This window comes from Stenotrophomonas sp. AN71 (assembly GCF_050435725.1).
GTDB lineage: Bacteria > Pseudomonadota > Gammaproteobacteria > Xanthomonadales > Xanthomonadaceae > Stenotrophomonas.
Genome location: NZ_JBNDKU010000006.1, coordinates 260,578 through 274,479 on the forward strand (window position 1 = coordinate 260,578; position 13,902 = coordinate 274,479).

The following is a 13,902-nucleotide window of genomic DNA, read 5'->3' on the forward strand; positions in this document are numbered from 1 at the left end:
GCACCATGCTGCATTACGCCGTCATTTTCTTTGTCATCGCCATCATCGCTGCTGTGCTCGGTTTCTCCGGCATCGCCGGTGCCGCCAGCAACATCGCCTGGATCCTGTTCGTGGTCTTCCTGGTGCTGGCAGTGATCTCGATGTTCCGCAAGCGCGGCTAGCATCTGCGGGGCATGCCGGCCAGCGGCCGGCTCTGCCCTGTGTGGTGGGTGCCGACCGTTGGTCGGCACGCCTTTTGTAGAGCCGAGCCGTGCTCGACTCTACAGAGCGCCGTCGAGCATGGCCCGAAGCTACATAAGTGCCCTGTCAGCCGCGTGGCCTTCCAGCGCCAGCTCGATCAGGCGGGTGATCAGCGCGGTGTAATCCACGCCACTGGCGCCCCACAGTTTCGGGTACATGCTGATCCGGGTGAAACCGGGCAGCGTGTTGATCTCGTTGATGACGATCTCACCGCTGGCGGTGAGGAACACATCCACCCGCGCCATGCCCGCGCATTCCAGTACCTGGTAGGCCTGAAGCGCGATCTGCTGGATGCGTGCCTGGGTAGCGGCGTCGATGTCGGCCGGTACCACCACGTCGGCACCATCAGCATTGATGTACTTGGTGTCGTAAGCGTAGAACTCGTCGTGTACCACCACTTCGCCGCACACGCTGGCCTGCGGATGCGCGTTGCCCAGCACTGCGCACTCGATCTCGCGACCGACCACGGCCGATTCCACCAGTACCTTGTGGTCGTAACGCAGCGCAAGTTCCAGCGCCGCAGCGAAGCTGGCGGCATCCTTGACCTTGCTCACGCCCACCGACGAGCCCTGGTTGGCCGGTTTCACGAACAGCGGCAGGCCGAGCTGGGCGATCACCGCATCGACATCGACCGTTGCAGCCTGGTGGCGCCGGATGCACAACCACGGTGCCACTTGCAGGCCGGCGTCGCGCAGCAGGCGCTTGGTCACGTCCTTGTCCATCGCCACCGCCGAACCCAGCACCGATGAACCGACGAAGGGCAGGTTGGCCATGCGCAACAGACCCTGCAGCGCACCGTCCTCGCCCAGTGGGCCGTGCACGATCGGCAACACCACATCAATCTGGCCCAGCGCGCCGGCCGTGTCGGTTGGCTGCAGCTGCGCCTGCTCGGCACCCGGACGTACCGACAGCGACGTACCGGAACGATGCAGTGCGATGCGCGCCGGGTCATCGGCGTTGAGCAGGAACGTCTCCGGTTGGCTCAGGTGCCACTGGCCCTGCTTGTCGATGCCGACCAGCACCGGCTCGAAGCGCTCCCGATCGAGGGCGTCGAGGATGTTCTTCGCCGACTGCAGTGAAACTTCGTGCTCGGAGGATTTGCCACCGAAGATGATGCCGACCCGGGTCCGTGCCATGGGGAATGCGATGTCCTGTGCGTTGCGTGGCCGTACAGCATGAACCTTCCCCCGCCTCGCGGATGAGGCACGGATGAACCGGACATCCATCCACGCATGGCGTGGATCTACCGGCCCCATGGCCCTCAATAGAGGGGTCGGAGCCCGTTGCGCAGCAATGGGCTCCGACCCCGCCATCTCACGGAATGCCTGCTGTTGCTGTTGGCGTTGGTGTTGAGGTTGCCGGCCAGCGGCCGGCACTACCGCGGGTGCCGGGCAGCAGCCCGGCCCAAGCTCCCCACCCACGCAGGTAGAATGCGCACATGGCTCTTTCCCTGCTCAAGTCCCTCAAGCCGGTCGCTGGCCGCGCCCTGCAGATCGCCCTGAACCGCGCGCTGGCGCTGGATCCGGATACCCGGCATGCGTTGGCCAGCCTGGATGGCCGGCATATCGACCTGACTCTGGAAGCGCCGTCGCTGGCCATGCGCATCAGCGTCGATGGCGACCAGTTGCGGGTTGGCCCGGTGGACACGCAGGAAGCCGACCTGGCCGTGCGCAGCAGTCTGGCCGGCGTACTGGCGCAGTTGCCGCTGCTGGCCAACGCACGCCGCGCCGACGGCAGCGACAGGGGCCGTGTGCGCGTGGCCGGTGATGCCGAGCTGGCACGCCGCCTGCAGCAGCTGGCCAAGGGCTTCGACCCGGACTGGCAGCAGCCGTTCGTCAGTGTGTTCGGCGAAGTGCTGGGGGTGCAGGTTGCCAATACCCTGCGTAGCGCCCTGCAGCACGCGCGCCAGGGCGCGATCGACCTGGCGCACAGCGCTGCCGAGTTCATTACCGAGGAATCGCGCGACGTGGTGCCGCGCGCGGAACTGGACGCCTTCCACGATGACGTGGACGTGCTGCGCGATGACGTCGAGCGTCTCGGGGCACGCGTGCAGCGCCTGCGGGGTGCCGCATGAAGGCCGTGCTGCGGGCCAGCCGCATTGGCCGGGTGATCCTGCGTTATCGCCTCGATGACCTGCTGCAGGGCACGCCGGCCGAACGCTGGCTGCGCCTGGCCAAGCCGTTCGTGCCGCGCGCTTCGGCCGACATCGCCGCGCAGTCGCGTGGTGCACGCTTGCGCCTGGCCTTGCAGGACCTCGGCCCGATCTTCGTCAAGTTCGGCCAGATCCTGTCCACCCGCCGTGACCTGGTACCGCCGGATGTGGCCAACGAACTGACCCTGCTGCAGGATCGGGTCAAGCCGTTCGATGGCGATGCTGCGCGGCGCATCGTCGAAGAAGCACTTGGGCTGCCGGTCAGCGAGGCCTTCGCCAGTTTCGATACCGAGCCGTTGGCCTCGGCCTCGATCGCGCAGGTGCATGCGGCCACCCTGGCCGATGGCCGCCAGGTGGTGGTCAAGGTGCTGCGACCGGGTATCGAGAAACAGATCGACGCCGACATCGCGTTGCTCAATTCGCTGGCCGCCCTGGTCGAGCGTACCCATCCGCGCGCCGACAAGATCCGGCCGCGCGAAGTGGTGGCCGAAGTCGAAAATACCCTCGCCGCCGAGCTGGACCTGCAGCGCGAAGGTGCCAATGCCAGCGTGCTGCGCCGCTTCTGGGAAAACAGCGACGACCTGTACGTGCCGGAAGTGATCTGGAGCCACACCGCCGAGCGCGCGCTGACCCTGGAGCGCGTGTGGGGTATCCCGTCCGACGACATCGCCGCGCTGGACAAGGCCGGCATCGATCGCAAGGCGCTGGCCGCCAAGGGCGTGCGGGTGTTCTATACCCAGGTGTTCCGCGACAACTTCTTCCATGCCGATGCGCACGCCGGCAACATCTGGGTCGACACCGATCCGGCGCGTCGCGCCAATCCGCGCTTCATCGCGCTGGACTTCGGCATCATGGGCCAGCTCTCGCAGGAAGATCAGTACTACCTGGCCGAGAACTTCATGGCCATCTTCAACCGCGATTACCGCCGCATCGCCGAACTGCATGTGCAGGCGCGCTGGATGCCGGACAACGTGCGGATCGACGATCTGGAAGCGGCGGTGCGTTCGGTGTGCGAGCCCTACTTCACCCGGCCGCTGTCGCAGATCTCGCTGGCCGAAGTGCTGATGAAGCTGTTCCGCGTGGCGCAGCGCTACCAGTTGACGCTGCAGCCGCAGCTGATCCTGCTGCAGAAGACCCTGCTGAACATCGAAGGCGTGGGCCGCCAGCTCGATCCGCAGATCGACATCTGGGCGGTGGCCAAGCCGGTGTTGGCGAAGATCCTGCGCGAGCGCTACAGCCCGCGGCGGGTGGTGCGCGAGATCGGCAAGCGCTTGCCGGAAATCATGACCCATGCACCGGACATGCCGCGCCTGGTGCACGCCTGGCTGACCCAGCAGGTGGAGGGCCGCCATGAGCTGGCGATGCGCTCGCGTGACCTGGTCGCGCTCGATGCCAGTGTGCAGCGCTTGCAGAAGCGCGCGGTCGGTGCGATCACCGGCGTCGGTCTGCTGGCCATCGCCGCGCTGATGTACGTGCTGCAGCCGCCGGGCTGGTACTGGGGTGACCTGCCGATGTGGAGCTGGCTGTCCGGGGCGGTTGGCGCGGCGGCGCTGGTGCGCGCGTGGTGGAAGTAAGCACCACGCTGCAGGCGCTCAAGGACGAACTGGCGCGCTTCGGCGCCGACAATGATGCGCGCGAAAGCGAGCGCGGTCGGCGCATGCTCAACATCACGCCGGACACCGGTGAGCTGCTGTCGGTGCTGGTGCGATTCGGCCGGGCACGGCGGGTCCTGGAGATCGGCACCTCCAACGGCTATTCCACGCTGTGGCTGGCCGAGGCCGCTGCTGCCATCGATGGTCACGTAACCACGCTGGAATCTGCCGAGGACAAAGTGGCGATGGCGCGCGCGACATTCGCCCGCAGCGGACTGGACGCATGCATCACGCTGATCCACGCCGATGCAGGCCAGTGGCTGGCAGATGCGCCGGAGGCCAGCATCGATCTGCTGTTCCTCGATTCGGACCGTGGGCAGTACGCCGGCTGGTGGCCGCAGCTGCGCCGGGTGCTGCGCGCCGGTGCCCTGCTGGTGGTGGACAACGCCACCTCGCATGCGGACCAGATGGAACCGCTGCGAACCCTGCTGGCAGCCGATGCGGGGTTCAGCACCAGCCTGGTGCCGGTGGGCAATGGCGAACTGCTGGCGGTGCGCAACGCTTGACCGCCCTGCAGGGGTAGGTGCCAACCTTGGTTGGCACGCTGTTGCTGATCGCGCAGAGCAGCCGAGCGTGGGCTCGGCTCTACAGAAGGCAGGCCCGTATAATCCCGCGGTGAGTACTGATACCGAAACCGCACCCGATACCGCGCCCCTGCAGCTGCTGCACCTGGATGAGCGCCTGGCCGTGGTCAACAAGCCTGCCGGGCTGATGGTCCATGACAGCAAGCTGGCCCGCGGCGAAGACGATTTCCTGGCCGATCGCCTGCGCGAGCAGCTGGGCCGGCCGATTTTCCTCGTGCATCGTCTGGACCGGGCGACGAGCGGCTGCCTGCTGCTGGCCTTCGACCGCGAGACCGCCAGTGTGCTGGGCAAGGCGCTGATGGGCGGCGAGGTGAGGAAGGATTACCTGGCGATCTGCCGCGGCTGGCCGGCCGAGGACGCCTGGCAGGTCGACCATGATCTGGACGGCGGCCCCGGCAAGCCGGTGAAGAAGCCGGCGATCACCGATTTCCAGCGTCTGGCCACCGGCGAACTGTCGGTGCCGGTGGGGGAGTTCGCCAATTCGCGTTACGCGCTGCTGCGCTGCCAGCCGTTGACCGGGCGCTTCCGGCAGATCCGTCGCCATCTGAAGCACCTGTCGCACCACATGATCGGCGACACCAGCCACGGTGATGGCCGCCACAACCGCATCTTCCGCATGCAGGGCGTGCATCGCATGCTGCTGCACGCTGAGCGCCTGCGCTTCCCGCATCCCGACGGCGGTACGGTGGATGTACGCGCACCGGTCGATGTTGAATTCCAGAAGGCGCTGGACCTGTTCGGCTGGCAGGTGGACACCGTTTGACGCCCAAACGGTCGAGGGGTCAGAGCCCTTTCCCGCCGGGAAAGGGATCCGACCCCGCCGAGGTCATTTCTTTTCCGGCTCGTTGACGATCGCTTCCAGATCCTTCTGCAGATCGGTGAACAGCGGCTGCATGCGTGCCTGGATCGCTACCATCACGTTCTGCATCAGTGCCGGGGTCTTGTCCAGCAGGCTCTGGCCGGCCGCGCTCTCATAGAACTCGGCCATCGCCAGCACGTCTTCCTTGCTGAAGGTCTTCTTGTACAGGTCCACGTACATCGGCCGCAGCTGCTGCCAGGACAATGCCTGGCGCAGGGTCTGGCTGGTCCGTGCCTGGATCCGCTTCAGCTGTTCCTGCTGCTGGGCATTGAGCTGGCGCTGGGCGGCCACCTGCTGGAACTGCTGCTGCTGCATCGCCTCGATCTGCGGCAGCATGGTGTCGATCATGCTCTGCGCGCGCGAGGCCGACAGCAGGCGGTTGATGTCGGCGTCGGTCGGCGGGGCGGCCAGGGCCGGGACGCTGGCCACAGCCAGCACCAGTGCCAGCAGCAGGGCGGCGCGGTGCAGCAGGGACGGCAGGGCGGGTGCGGAGCGGGTCATGCGGAGCTTCCTGCGGTACATGGGACGGCCAGCATACGCGCAGCCAAGGCGAAGGCGGCGTGTTCGGCGCCTGATCGGCGGCATACGGTGCGCGATACGCACTCCGTCGCGTGGCTGCCGCTACAATGCGCGGATGGGCAGTGGACCGGTCACCATCAGCGCGCAGCTTGAAATCCCCGACGGCGAGATCGTCGAGCGGTTCGTGCGCGCCAGCGGCGCCGGCGGTCAGAACGTCAACAAGGTCTCCACTGCGGTGGAACTGCGTTTCGATGTGGCCAACTCGCCCTCGTTGCCCGAACCGTTGCGTACGCGCCTGCTGGCGCGGCGTGACCGGCGCATGACCGGCGAAGGCGTGCTGGTCATCGACGCGCAACGTTTCCGTACCCAGGATCGCAATCGCGAGGATGCGCGCGAGCGGCTGGCGGCCTTCATCCAGGCCGGGCTGAGCGTGCCCAAACCGCGCAAGGCCACCAAGCCGACCCTCGGGTCGAAACTGCGTCGTCTGGACGCCAAACGCGGGCGCGCGCAGATCAAGCGCGGGCGCTCATCACGTGACTGGGAGTGATTGCTTGAACAACCCGACTCCGTTGCTGCCGGCCATTCCGCCGCACATGCCGCAGGTCAAACCCAACGCCTTCCTGCGCTGGCTGGCGCGCTGCACCCTGCGCATGGGCGGCTGGAAGGTGACCGGCACCCTGCCCGACATCCCGCGGCTGGTCTTCATCATTGCCCCGCACTCGTCCAACTGGGACGGCCTGTGGGGCATGGCGGCCAAGATCGCGCTGGGCATGAAGGTGAAGGTGCTGGGCAAGGCCTCGCTGTTCTGGTGGCCGCTGGGCCCGCTGCTGCACAAGCTGGGTGTCATCCCGCTCGATCGCAGCTCGCCGCAGGGCACGGTGGGCCAGGCGGTGGACCTGCTGCGCGACAACGAAAAAATGTGGTTCGCCATCACCCCTGAAGGCACCCGCAAGGCCGTGAAGGACTGGAAGGCCGGTTTCCTGAAGATCGCGCGGATGGCCGACGTGCCGATCCTGGCCGCGTATTTCCACTACCCGGAAAAAACCATCGGTATCGGCCCGGTGTTCACGCCGACCGGTGATGATGCCGCCGACATGGCGGCCATCCGTGAGTTCTACCGGCCCTGGATCGGCAAGACCCGCGGCACTGTCTGAGCCGGCCGCAGGCCGCTGCATAGACGCCACGTCCGGCACATGCCGGGCGAACGCGACAGGAGTAGGGTTGACGGCTGATATCCCGTACCGTCTGCCCAAGGAGCGTTCCACATGTCGCGTACCGTAGTCCTGGCCGCCGCCATCAGCCTGGCGCTGGCGGCCTGTTCCGGCAAGGAGTCCACCCCCGTGTCCGATGCCCAGAAGACGCCGGCCCAGCAGCCGGCCGAAGCCTCCACCAATCCGCTGCTGAGTGCCAGCACGCTGCCGTTCCAGGCACCGCAGTTCGACAAGATCAAGGACAGCGACTACCTGCCGGCGTTCGAAGAAGGCATGCGCCAGCACCTGGCCGACGTGCGCAAGATCGCCGACAGCAGCGAGCCGGCCACCTTCGACAACACCATCGTGGCGATGGAGCGCAGCGGCGAGACCCTGAACCGCGTGTCGCGCATCTTCTTCGGCCTGGTCCAGGCCGATACCAATGATGCCCGCCAGAAGATCCAGGAAGAGGTGGCGCCGAAGCTGGCCGCGCACCAGGACGAGATCAACCTCGACCCGAAGCTGTTCGCCCGCGTGAAGTCGCTGTATGACCAGCGCGCGACGCTGGGCCTGGATCCGGTGCAGACGCGCCTGGTCGAGCATTACTACGATGGCCTGGTGCGCGCCGGTGCGCAGCTGTCCGACGCCGACAAGGCGAGCCTGCGCAAGCTCAACGTGGAAGAGACCACGCTCTCCACCCAGTTCCACACCCGCCTGGTGGCCGCCACCGCCGCTGCCGCCGTTGTCGTTGACGACAAGGCCAAGCTGGCCGGCCTGGACGAGGACGCGATCAACAATGCTGCGGCCGCCGCCAAGGACCGCAAGCTGGATGGCAAGTTCCTGCTGCCGCTGCAGAACACCACGCAGCAGCCGGTGCTTGGCTCGCTGAGCGACCGCGACCAGCGTGCCGCCGTGCTGAAGGCTTCGGAAACCCGCGCCGAGCGCGGCGATGCCAACGACACCCGGCAGACCGTGCAGCGTCTGGCCCAGCTGCGCGCGCAGAAGGCCAAGCTGCTCGGCTTTGACACCTTCGCCGACTACCAGCTGGGCGACCAGATGGCCAAGACGCCTGCCGCTGCGCTGAAGCTGCTGACCGACACCGTACCGGCCGCGACCGCCAAGGCCCGTGCCGAAGCCGGCGAGATCCAGAAGGTGATCGACGCGCAGAAGGGCGGCTTCCAGGTGGCCGCCTCGGACTGGGACTTCTACGCCGAGCAGGTGCGCAAGGCCAAGTACGATCTGGATGAGTCGCAGATCAAGCCGTACTTCGAGCTGGACAACGTGCTGCAGAACGGCGTCTTCTATGCCGCCACCCAGCTGTACGGCATCACCTTCAAGCCGCGCACCGACATTCCGACCTACAACCCGGACATGAAGGTGTATGAAGTGTTCGACAAGGACGGCACCTCGCTGGCCCTGTTCTATACCGATTACTTCAAGCGTGACAGCAAGTCCGGCGGCGCGTGGATGGACGTGTTCGTCGAGCAGGATGGCCTGACCGGTGCCAAGCCGGTGGTCTACAACGTCTGCAATTTCACCAAGCCGGCCGCCGGCCAGCCTGCGCTGATCAGCTTCGACGACGTCACCACCATGTTCCATGAGTTCGGCCATGCGCTGCACGGCATGTTCTCGAACGTGAAGTATCCGTCGATCGCCGGTACCGCCACCTCGCGCGACTTCGTCGAGTTCCCGTCGCAGTTCAACGAGCACTGGGCGCTGGACCCGAAGGTGTTCGCCAACTACGCCAAGCACTACAAGACCGGCGAGGCGATGCCGCAGGAACTGGTCGACAAGATCCTCAAGGCGCGCAGCTTCAACCAGGGCTATGCGACCACCGAGTACCTGTCGGCCGCACTGCTGGACCTGGCCTGGCACACGCAGAAGGCCGATGCACCGCTGCAGGATGTCGGCGCCTTTGAAGCCAGTGCGCTGAAGAAGTTCAAGGTTGACCTGCCGCAGGTGCCGCCGCGTTACCGCACCACCTACTTCGACCACATCTGGGGTGGCGGTTACTCGGCCGGTTACTACGCCTACTTCTGGGCTGAAGTCCTCGACCACGACGCCTACCAGTGGTTCACCGAGCACGGTGGCCTGACCGCTGCCAACGGCCAGGAATTCCGCGACAAGATCCTCTCGCGCGGCAACAGCGTGGAGCTGTCGACCCTGTACCGCGATTTCCGCGGCAAGGACCCGTCGGTGGAGCCGCTGCTGAAGTTCCGTGGGCTGAAATAAGAAAGCGAAAACGGCGGGGGAAACCCCGCCGTTTTTCTTTGTGTAGCGTCGAGCTTGCTCGACGGGCTTTTCCGCCCTTGTAGAGCCGAGCCCATGCTCGGCTGCCGTTCCAGGAGCATCAGTCGAGCAGGCTCGACTCTACAAAAGCGGCTTACGTTCCTACGTGCACGCGATTGGCCTGCTCGGCCAACCCGAGGTGATCCAGCGCGATGTCCAGCGCCAGCACATAGCTCTGCGCACCGTAGCCGGCGGCGATGCCCAGGCGCTGGCCGACACCGGCCGGCAGGCAGGGCTCGGCCACCGCGCCATCGTCGTGCACTTCCACGTAGGCGTTGTGCAGGTACGGCAGCAGCCGCTGCAGGCGCAGGCTGTTGGCACACGCGCCCGGATCGAGCAGCGTCACCTCGCCGCGGCTGTGGTCGGCCACGCGCAGGGCGTCCAGCAGTTCCTGTTCCGAACCACAGGCGCGGATCGCGACGCTGGTGCCGGCGTCGATCGCCCGGTGCACCAGCGATTTCAGTACTGGTGCCGGCAGTGGCATGGCGGTGCGGATCAGCGCACCGGCCGCTTCCGGGCCACGGATGATGAAGATCGACATGGCTCAGCCCTCCTGTGCCAGGCGGCGGCCGACGATGGCCAACGACAGTGGATAGCCGGCCTGCTGGCTGCGCTGGTCGATGACCACTGCGGCCGGGCCGTGCTGCAGGTGCAGGCGTGCATCCAGGCCGGGTTCGCTGGGCGACTGCAGCTCGATGTACTGTGCCGGCAGCCGTTCCAGCGCCGCCTGCAACGCACCGCCCTCGGCCCGCCATTGCGCCTCGTCGGCCACGCCGACATCCAGCAGCACCCAGTCGGCCGAACGTGCCTGCGGCTGGCACAGGCAGTCGCGCACTTCGGACAGGCTGGCGCAATCGCTGCACAGCACGCGATGGCCGCTCAACTGTGCCGGCAGCTGCGGACGCGGCGCCGACGAAGATGCGTGGCGGATCACCAGGAGGGTCATACAACACCTTGCGGAATGCGCCCTGCGGCGCGGTGGACACACGATGCGCGTGATATCCGTAAAGGTGCGATGCCCGCGGCCGGGTTGGAGCGTAAAACCTGCGTAACCCTGCATCGGTAGCGCCGGGCCATGCCCGGCGGCGCGTTGGAACGGCCGCGCTGCGCGCTCGCCGGGCGTGGCCCGGCGCTACCGGGAACCTGCGGCGCGTGGTTGTGGTCCAATGCCAATACCACTCACCCGGAGCTTGTCATGGATGCTGTTGCCCGCCCCCCCTTTTCCGAACGCGCGCTGGCCTGGCTGAAGAAGGAGGCGCTGCCGTTGCTGGTGATGCTCGGCCTGCTGGCCGCCGCCCGCGATACCCTCGCCAACCACTACGTGGTGCCCAGTGGCTCGATGCAGCCGACCCTGCAGCCCGGTGACCGGGTGGTGGTGGACATGCGCGCCTATGGCCTGCGCCTGCCGTTCACCGGCAAGGAGCTGATGGCGACCGGTGTCCCGCAGCGCGGTGAAGTGGCGGTGTTCGACTCGCCGGCCGACGGTATCCGCCTGATCAAGCGCATCGCTGCGGTGGCCGGCGACCACGTGCAGCTGCACCAGGGCCACCTGAGCATCAATGGCCAGCCGCTGCAGATTGCCGATCTGCAGGACGTGGAAGCCTTCGGTGACCGCCGCGCCCGCCTTGACCTGGACGTCGGCGGCGGCCCCGACATCGCCGACCTTGTCGTACCCGCCGGCAAGGTGCTGGTGCTGGGTGACCACCGTGGCAACAGCTTCGACGGTCGCTTCTTCGGCTTTGTCGACGCCGACAAGGTCTACGGCCGCGCCGTGGCGGTGTACTACCGCCGTGGCGACGGCTTCGAGTGGCAGCGTCTGTAAGCTGAATCGATACGTCAGGCATATCAATCCTGACTTATCAGGTTATGGATCGACTGGATGGACGGGCCTAGTCTGGGCCCGTTCCCTCCCACGCCCGGCCGCCCCACCGGCCCATCGATCCCATGACTGGCGAAACAGCGGCGGCCGTTGCAGGCCGCGCCCCCACTGCCGACTCTGGCACCGACACCCGCATCCAGCAGGGCACGCCGGCGTTCCGCCGCACCGCGCTGGCATTGTTCCTGGCCGGCTTCTCCACCTTCGGCCTGCTGTACACGGTGCAGCCGCTGCTGCCTGAGTTCAGCCGCCACTTCGGCGTCTCCGCCGCCGGCAGCGCGATGTCGTTGTCGCTGACCACCGGCACCCTGGCGGTGGCGATGCTGCTGGCCGGGCTGCTGTCCGATGCCGTGGGCCGGCGCCCGCTGATGATCATCGCGCTGCTGGCCTCGGCGGTGCTGTCGCTGTGCACGGCACTGGTGGATGACTGGACCACGCTGCTGGTGCTGCGCACCCTGCTGGGCCTGGCCCTGAGCGGCGTGCCGGCGGTAGCGATGACCTATCTGGTCGAGGAAATGGACAGCCGCGCGCTGGGCCTGGCGATGGGCCTGTACATCGGCGGCAATGCCATCGGCGGCATGAGCGGGCGCCTGCTGGCCGGCATCATCGCCGACCACTGGGGCTGGCGCTGGGGCATCGGCGTGGTGTCGATCATCGCCATCGCCAGCACGGTGCTGCTATGGCTGCAGCTGCCGCCGTCGCGGCATTTCCAGGCCCGCCGTGGTGATCTGCGGCAGATGCCCGCGCGCTGGCGCACGTTGTTCGCCGACCCCGGCCTGCCGTGGCTGTTCGCCACCTCGTTCGTGCTGATGGGCGTGTTCGTCACCCTCTACAACTACCTGGGCTACCACCTGCTGGCGCCGCCGTACCGCCTCAGCCAGACCGTGGTCGGCCTGATCTTCAGCGTCTACCTGGTCGGTACCTTCAGTTCGGCGTGGATGGGCCAGCAGGCCACGCGCCATGGCCGCGGCCGCATCCTGTCGATCTCGTTCGCATTGATCGGCGTTGGCATCGTGCTGCTGGCGATGCCGTGGCTGAGCACGATGGCCCTGGGCATCGCGCTGGTGACCTTCGGCTTCTTCGGTGGGCACTCGGTAGCCAGCAGCTGGGTGGGCGCGCGCGCCGGTGCGATGCGTGCCGAAGCGTCGGCGCTGTACCTGTTCGCCTACTACCTGGGTTCGAGCGTGCTGGGTGGCGTCGGCGGTCTGGCCTATGCGGCCTGGGACTGGCGGGGCGTGTGTGCGTTCGCCGCCGTGCTGACCCTGATCGGTGGTGGCATCGTGTGGGCGTTGCAGCAGCGTGCTCCGCAGCCGGTGACGGCCTGACGCCCGCGCTGGTGGATGCCGACCTTGGTCGGCGCTGTGGCCGGGGGCCAACCAAGGTTGGCCACTACCGGGTGGATCGCACGTTCACTCTTCGGCGAACGCCCCGCGCAGCAGCGCCGCGAAATTGCGGATCAACGGCGTCACCCGCTCGCGATGCCAGGCCAGCTGCACTTCCGAATGCGCACCTGCATCGGCCAGAGCCACGAAGCGTGCCCCTTCCACTCGGATGTGATCGCACGACGACGGCAGGATCGCCGCGCCCAGGCCGGCGGCGGCCAGACTGATCAGCGTCGAGGCTTCACCCGCCTCCTGCACGATGCGCGGGGTGAAACCCGCGGCCGCACACAGCGCGATCATGTGGTCATGGATGCCCGCGCCCGCACTGCGGCGGAAGGCCACGAAGGGTTCCTGCGCGAAATCGCGCAGCGACAGCGTGCCCAGCTTCGAGAGCCGGCGCAGGGCAGGGTGGTCGGCATGCACGATCAACGCCAGTGGATCGACGAACAGGCTGTGCGCCACCAGTTCCGGCGGTAGCGCGCGCTTGCGGATGATGCCGACGTCCAGCGTGCCGTCGAGCAGTGCATCGATCTGCTGCAGCGTGTTCATCTCGCTCAGCTGCAGCCGCACCTGCGGATACTGCTGGCGGTAGTGCAGGATCGAACGCGGAATCTGCGGCGACAGCGGCGTGGCCCGGGTCAGCCCGATATGCAGCTCGCCCTGCTCGCCGCGCTGTGCGCGCTGCACCTCGTCCACTGCTGTTTCCACCTGCTGCACGATGGCGCGCGCACGTTCCTGCAGCAGCTCACCGGCGGCGGTCAGCTGCACCCGGCGATGACTGCGCACGAACAGGCGTGCACCGATCAGCTCTTCCAGCTGGCGGATCTGCTGGCTGAGTGGCGGCTGCGACATGCCCAGCCGCTCCGCCGCCTGGCCGAAGTGCAGCGTATCGGCGACGGCGAGGAAGTAACGCAGGTGGCGGAGTTCGATGGACATGCATGCAGTCTATTCATCGCCAGCCACAAATGGAGCCAGATCATTCGTACGTCATCCACGCATGGCGTGGATCTACCGTGTCGACCAAGGTCGACACCTGCCAACAGCACTGGTGATCTGTCGAAGGCGGGGTGGGGGGGGGGGGGGGGGGGGGGGGGGGGGGGGGTGGTGGGGGGGGGGCCCCCCGCCCGGCGGTGGGGGGGGCCCCCCCCCCCCCCCCCCC

Annotated in this window: 15 protein-coding genes; 10 read left to right on the forward strand and 5 right to left on the reverse strand. The window is 67.2% G+C overall.

What is annotated here, in order from left to right:
* Nucleotides 1-5 precede the first annotated feature (5 nt).
* Entirely contained in the window at nucleotides 6-161 is a 156-nt protein-coding gene (locus ABH900_RS12135) for a DUF1328 domain-containing protein (protein ID WP_004153593.1), read from the forward strand.
* A 129-nt stretch (nucleotides 162-290) separates the two neighbouring features.
* On the opposite strand, the gene ddlA is transcribed toward ABH900_RS12135, so the two are convergent.
* Entirely contained in the window at nucleotides 291-1,376 is a 1,086-nt protein-coding gene (gene ddlA, locus ABH900_RS12140) for a D-alanine--D-alanine ligase (RefSeq protein ID WP_429623116.1), read from the reverse strand.
* A gap of 302 nt (nucleotides 1,377-1,678) precedes the next feature.
* Here ddlA and ABH900_RS12145 point away from each other — a divergent pair, with 302 nt between their 5' ends.
* Genes ABH900_RS12145 through ABH900_RS12160 form a run of 4 tightly spaced genes read left to right on the forward strand, consistent with a single transcriptional unit; the run spans nucleotide 1,679 to nucleotide 5,391 of the window.
* Nucleotides 1,679-2,314, forward strand: a complete 636-nt coding sequence (locus ABH900_RS12145) for a ubiquinone biosynthesis accessory factor UbiJ (protein ID WP_429623118.1) — start codon at nucleotides 1,679-1,681, stop codon at nucleotides 2,312-2,314.
* A complete protein-coding gene (ubiB, locus tag ABH900_RS12150) occupies nucleotides 2,311-3,966 on the forward strand; it encodes a ubiquinone biosynthesis regulatory protein kinase UbiB (RefSeq protein ID WP_429623120.1) in 1,656 nt (551 codons plus the stop codon). Before ABH900_RS12145 ends, ubiB begins: the two co-directional genes overlap by 4 nt.
* Nucleotides 3,957-4,550: an O-methyltransferase gene (locus tag ABH900_RS12155; protein ID WP_429623122.1), complete on the forward strand. Its 594-nt coding sequence runs from the start codon at nucleotides 3,957-3,959 to the stop codon at nucleotides 4,548-4,550. Before ubiB ends, ABH900_RS12155 begins: the two co-directional genes overlap by 10 nt.
* Nucleotides 4,519-5,391 carry a pseudouridine synthase gene (locus tag ABH900_RS12160; protein ID WP_429623123.1) on the forward strand — a complete coding sequence of 291 codons (873 nt, stop codon included), beginning with the start codon at nucleotides 4,519-4,521 and terminating at the stop codon, nucleotides 5,389-5,391. The genes ABH900_RS12155 and ABH900_RS12160 overlap by 32 nt, the downstream gene beginning before the upstream one ends.
* A 63-nt stretch (nucleotides 5,392-5,454) precedes the next feature.
* Here ABH900_RS12160 and ABH900_RS12165 read toward each other — a convergent pair whose 3' ends face one another.
* The gene (locus ABH900_RS12165) at nucleotides 5,455-5,988 is read right to left on the reverse strand and encodes a DUF2059 domain-containing protein (RefSeq protein WP_429623124.1); all 534 of its coding nucleotides are present in this window, start codon (nucleotides 5,986-5,988) and stop codon (nucleotides 5,455-5,457) included.
* Between the two features lie 133 nt (nucleotides 5,989-6,121).
* On the opposite strand from ABH900_RS12165, the gene arfB reads away from it, so the two are divergent.
* From arfB to dcp, 3 genes are all read left to right on the forward strand, one after another.
* Nucleotides 6,122-6,553: an alternative ribosome rescue aminoacyl-tRNA hydrolase ArfB gene (arfB, locus tag ABH900_RS12170; RefSeq protein ID WP_032962216.1), complete on the forward strand. Its 432-nt coding sequence runs from the start codon at nucleotides 6,122-6,124 to the stop codon at nucleotides 6,551-6,553.
* 4 nt (nucleotides 6,554-6,557) lie between these two features.
* Complete coding sequence (locus ABH900_RS12175; protein ID WP_429623125.1) at nucleotides 6,558-7,160, forward strand: lysophospholipid acyltransferase family protein; 603 nt, start codon at nucleotides 6,558-6,560, stop codon at nucleotides 7,158-7,160.
* Nucleotides 7,161-7,271: 111 nt separating this feature from the next.
* Nucleotides 7,272-9,428, forward strand: a complete 2,157-nt coding sequence (gene dcp, locus ABH900_RS12180; protein WP_429623127.1) for a peptidyl-dipeptidase Dcp — start codon at nucleotides 7,272-7,274, stop codon at nucleotides 9,426-9,428.
* A 151-nt stretch (nucleotides 9,429-9,579) separates the two neighbouring features.
* Here dcp and ABH900_RS12185 read toward each other — a convergent pair whose 3' ends face one another.
* Together ABH900_RS12185 and ABH900_RS12190 are read right to left on the reverse strand one after the other, a co-directional pair.
* Nucleotides 9,580-10,026 (reverse strand): 3-dehydroquinate dehydratase, encoded by a 447-nt coding sequence (locus ABH900_RS12185; protein ID WP_004153636.1) that lies wholly within the window; start codon nucleotides 10,024-10,026, stop codon nucleotides 9,580-9,582.
* A 3-nt stretch (nucleotides 10,027-10,029) separates the two neighbouring features.
* A complete protein-coding gene (locus ABH900_RS12190) occupies nucleotides 10,030-10,431 on the reverse strand; it encodes a hypothetical protein (RefSeq protein ID WP_429623128.1) in 402 nt (133 codons plus the stop codon).
* A gap of 249 nt (nucleotides 10,432-10,680) precedes the next feature.
* Here ABH900_RS12190 and lepB point away from each other — a divergent pair, with 249 nt between their 5' ends.
* On the forward strand, nucleotides 10,681-11,307 hold the full coding sequence (gene lepB, locus ABH900_RS12195; RefSeq protein ID WP_429623129.1) for a signal peptidase I: 627 nt from the start codon (nucleotides 10,681-10,683) through the stop codon (nucleotides 11,305-11,307).
* 122 nt (nucleotides 11,308-11,429) lie between these two features.
* The gene (locus ABH900_RS12200) at nucleotides 11,430-12,686 is read left to right on the forward strand and encodes an MFS transporter (RefSeq protein WP_429623130.1); all 1,257 of its coding nucleotides are present in this window, start codon (nucleotides 11,430-11,432) and stop codon (nucleotides 12,684-12,686) included.
* A gap of 84 nt (nucleotides 12,687-12,770) precedes the next feature.
* Here ABH900_RS12200 and ABH900_RS12205 read toward each other — a convergent pair whose 3' ends face one another.
* The gene (locus tag ABH900_RS12205; RefSeq protein WP_429623131.1) at nucleotides 12,771-13,679 is read right to left on the reverse strand and encodes a LysR substrate-binding domain-containing protein; all 909 of its coding nucleotides are present in this window, start codon (nucleotides 13,677-13,679) and stop codon (nucleotides 12,771-12,773) included.
* Nucleotides 13,680-13,902 lie beyond the last annotated feature (223 nt).

What these genes read in the sequence shown, in the direction of transcription:
- ABH900_RS12165 (WP_429623124.1), bottom strand. Translation starts at nt 5,988, where the DNA reads ATGACCCGCTCCGCACCCGCCCTGCCGTCCCTGCTGCACCGCGCCGCC.
- ddlA (WP_429623116.1), bottom strand. Translation starts at nt 1,376, where the DNA reads ATGGCACGGACCCGGGTCGGCATCATCTTCGGTGGCAAATCCTCCGAG.
- ABH900_RS12185 (WP_004153636.1), bottom strand. Translation starts at nt 10,026, where the DNA reads ATGTCGATCTTCATCATCCGTGGCCCGGAAGCGGCCGGTGCGCTGATC.
- ABH900_RS12200 (WP_429623130.1), top strand. Translation starts at nt 11,430, where the DNA reads ATGACTGGCGAAACAGCGGCGGCCGTTGCAGGCCGCGCCCCCACTGCC.
- ABH900_RS12145 (WP_429623118.1), top strand. Translation starts at nt 1,679, where the DNA reads ATGGCTCTTTCCCTGCTCAAGTCCCTCAAGCCGGTCGCTGGCCGCGCC.
- lepB (WP_429623129.1), top strand. Translation starts at nt 10,681, where the DNA reads ATGGATGCTGTTGCCCGCCCCCCCTTTTCCGAACGCGCGCTGGCCTGG.
- ABH900_RS12135 (WP_004153593.1), top strand. Translation starts at nt 6, where the DNA reads ATGCTGCATTACGCCGTCATTTTCTTTGTCATCGCCATCATCGCTGCT.
- ABH900_RS12160 (WP_429623123.1), top strand. Translation starts at nt 4,519, where the DNA reads ATGGCGAACTGCTGGCGGTGCGCAACGCTTGACCGCCCTGCAGGGGTA.
- ABH900_RS12190 (WP_429623128.1), bottom strand. Translation starts at nt 10,431, where the DNA reads ATGACCCTCCTGGTGATCCGCCACGCATCTTCGTCGGCGCCGCGTCCG.
- ABH900_RS12205 (WP_429623131.1), bottom strand. Translation starts at nt 13,679, where the DNA reads ATGTCCATCGAACTCCGCCACCTGCGTTACTTCCTCGCCGTCGCCGAT.
- ubiB (WP_429623120.1), top strand. Translation starts at nt 2,311, where the DNA reads ATGAAGGCCGTGCTGCGGGCCAGCCGCATTGGCCGGGTGATCCTGCGT.
- dcp (WP_429623127.1), top strand. Translation starts at nt 7,272, where the DNA reads ATGTCGCGTACCGTAGTCCTGGCCGCCGCCATCAGCCTGGCGCTGGCG.
- arfB (WP_032962216.1), top strand. Translation starts at nt 6,122, where the DNA reads ATGGGCAGTGGACCGGTCACCATCAGCGCGCAGCTTGAAATCCCCGAC.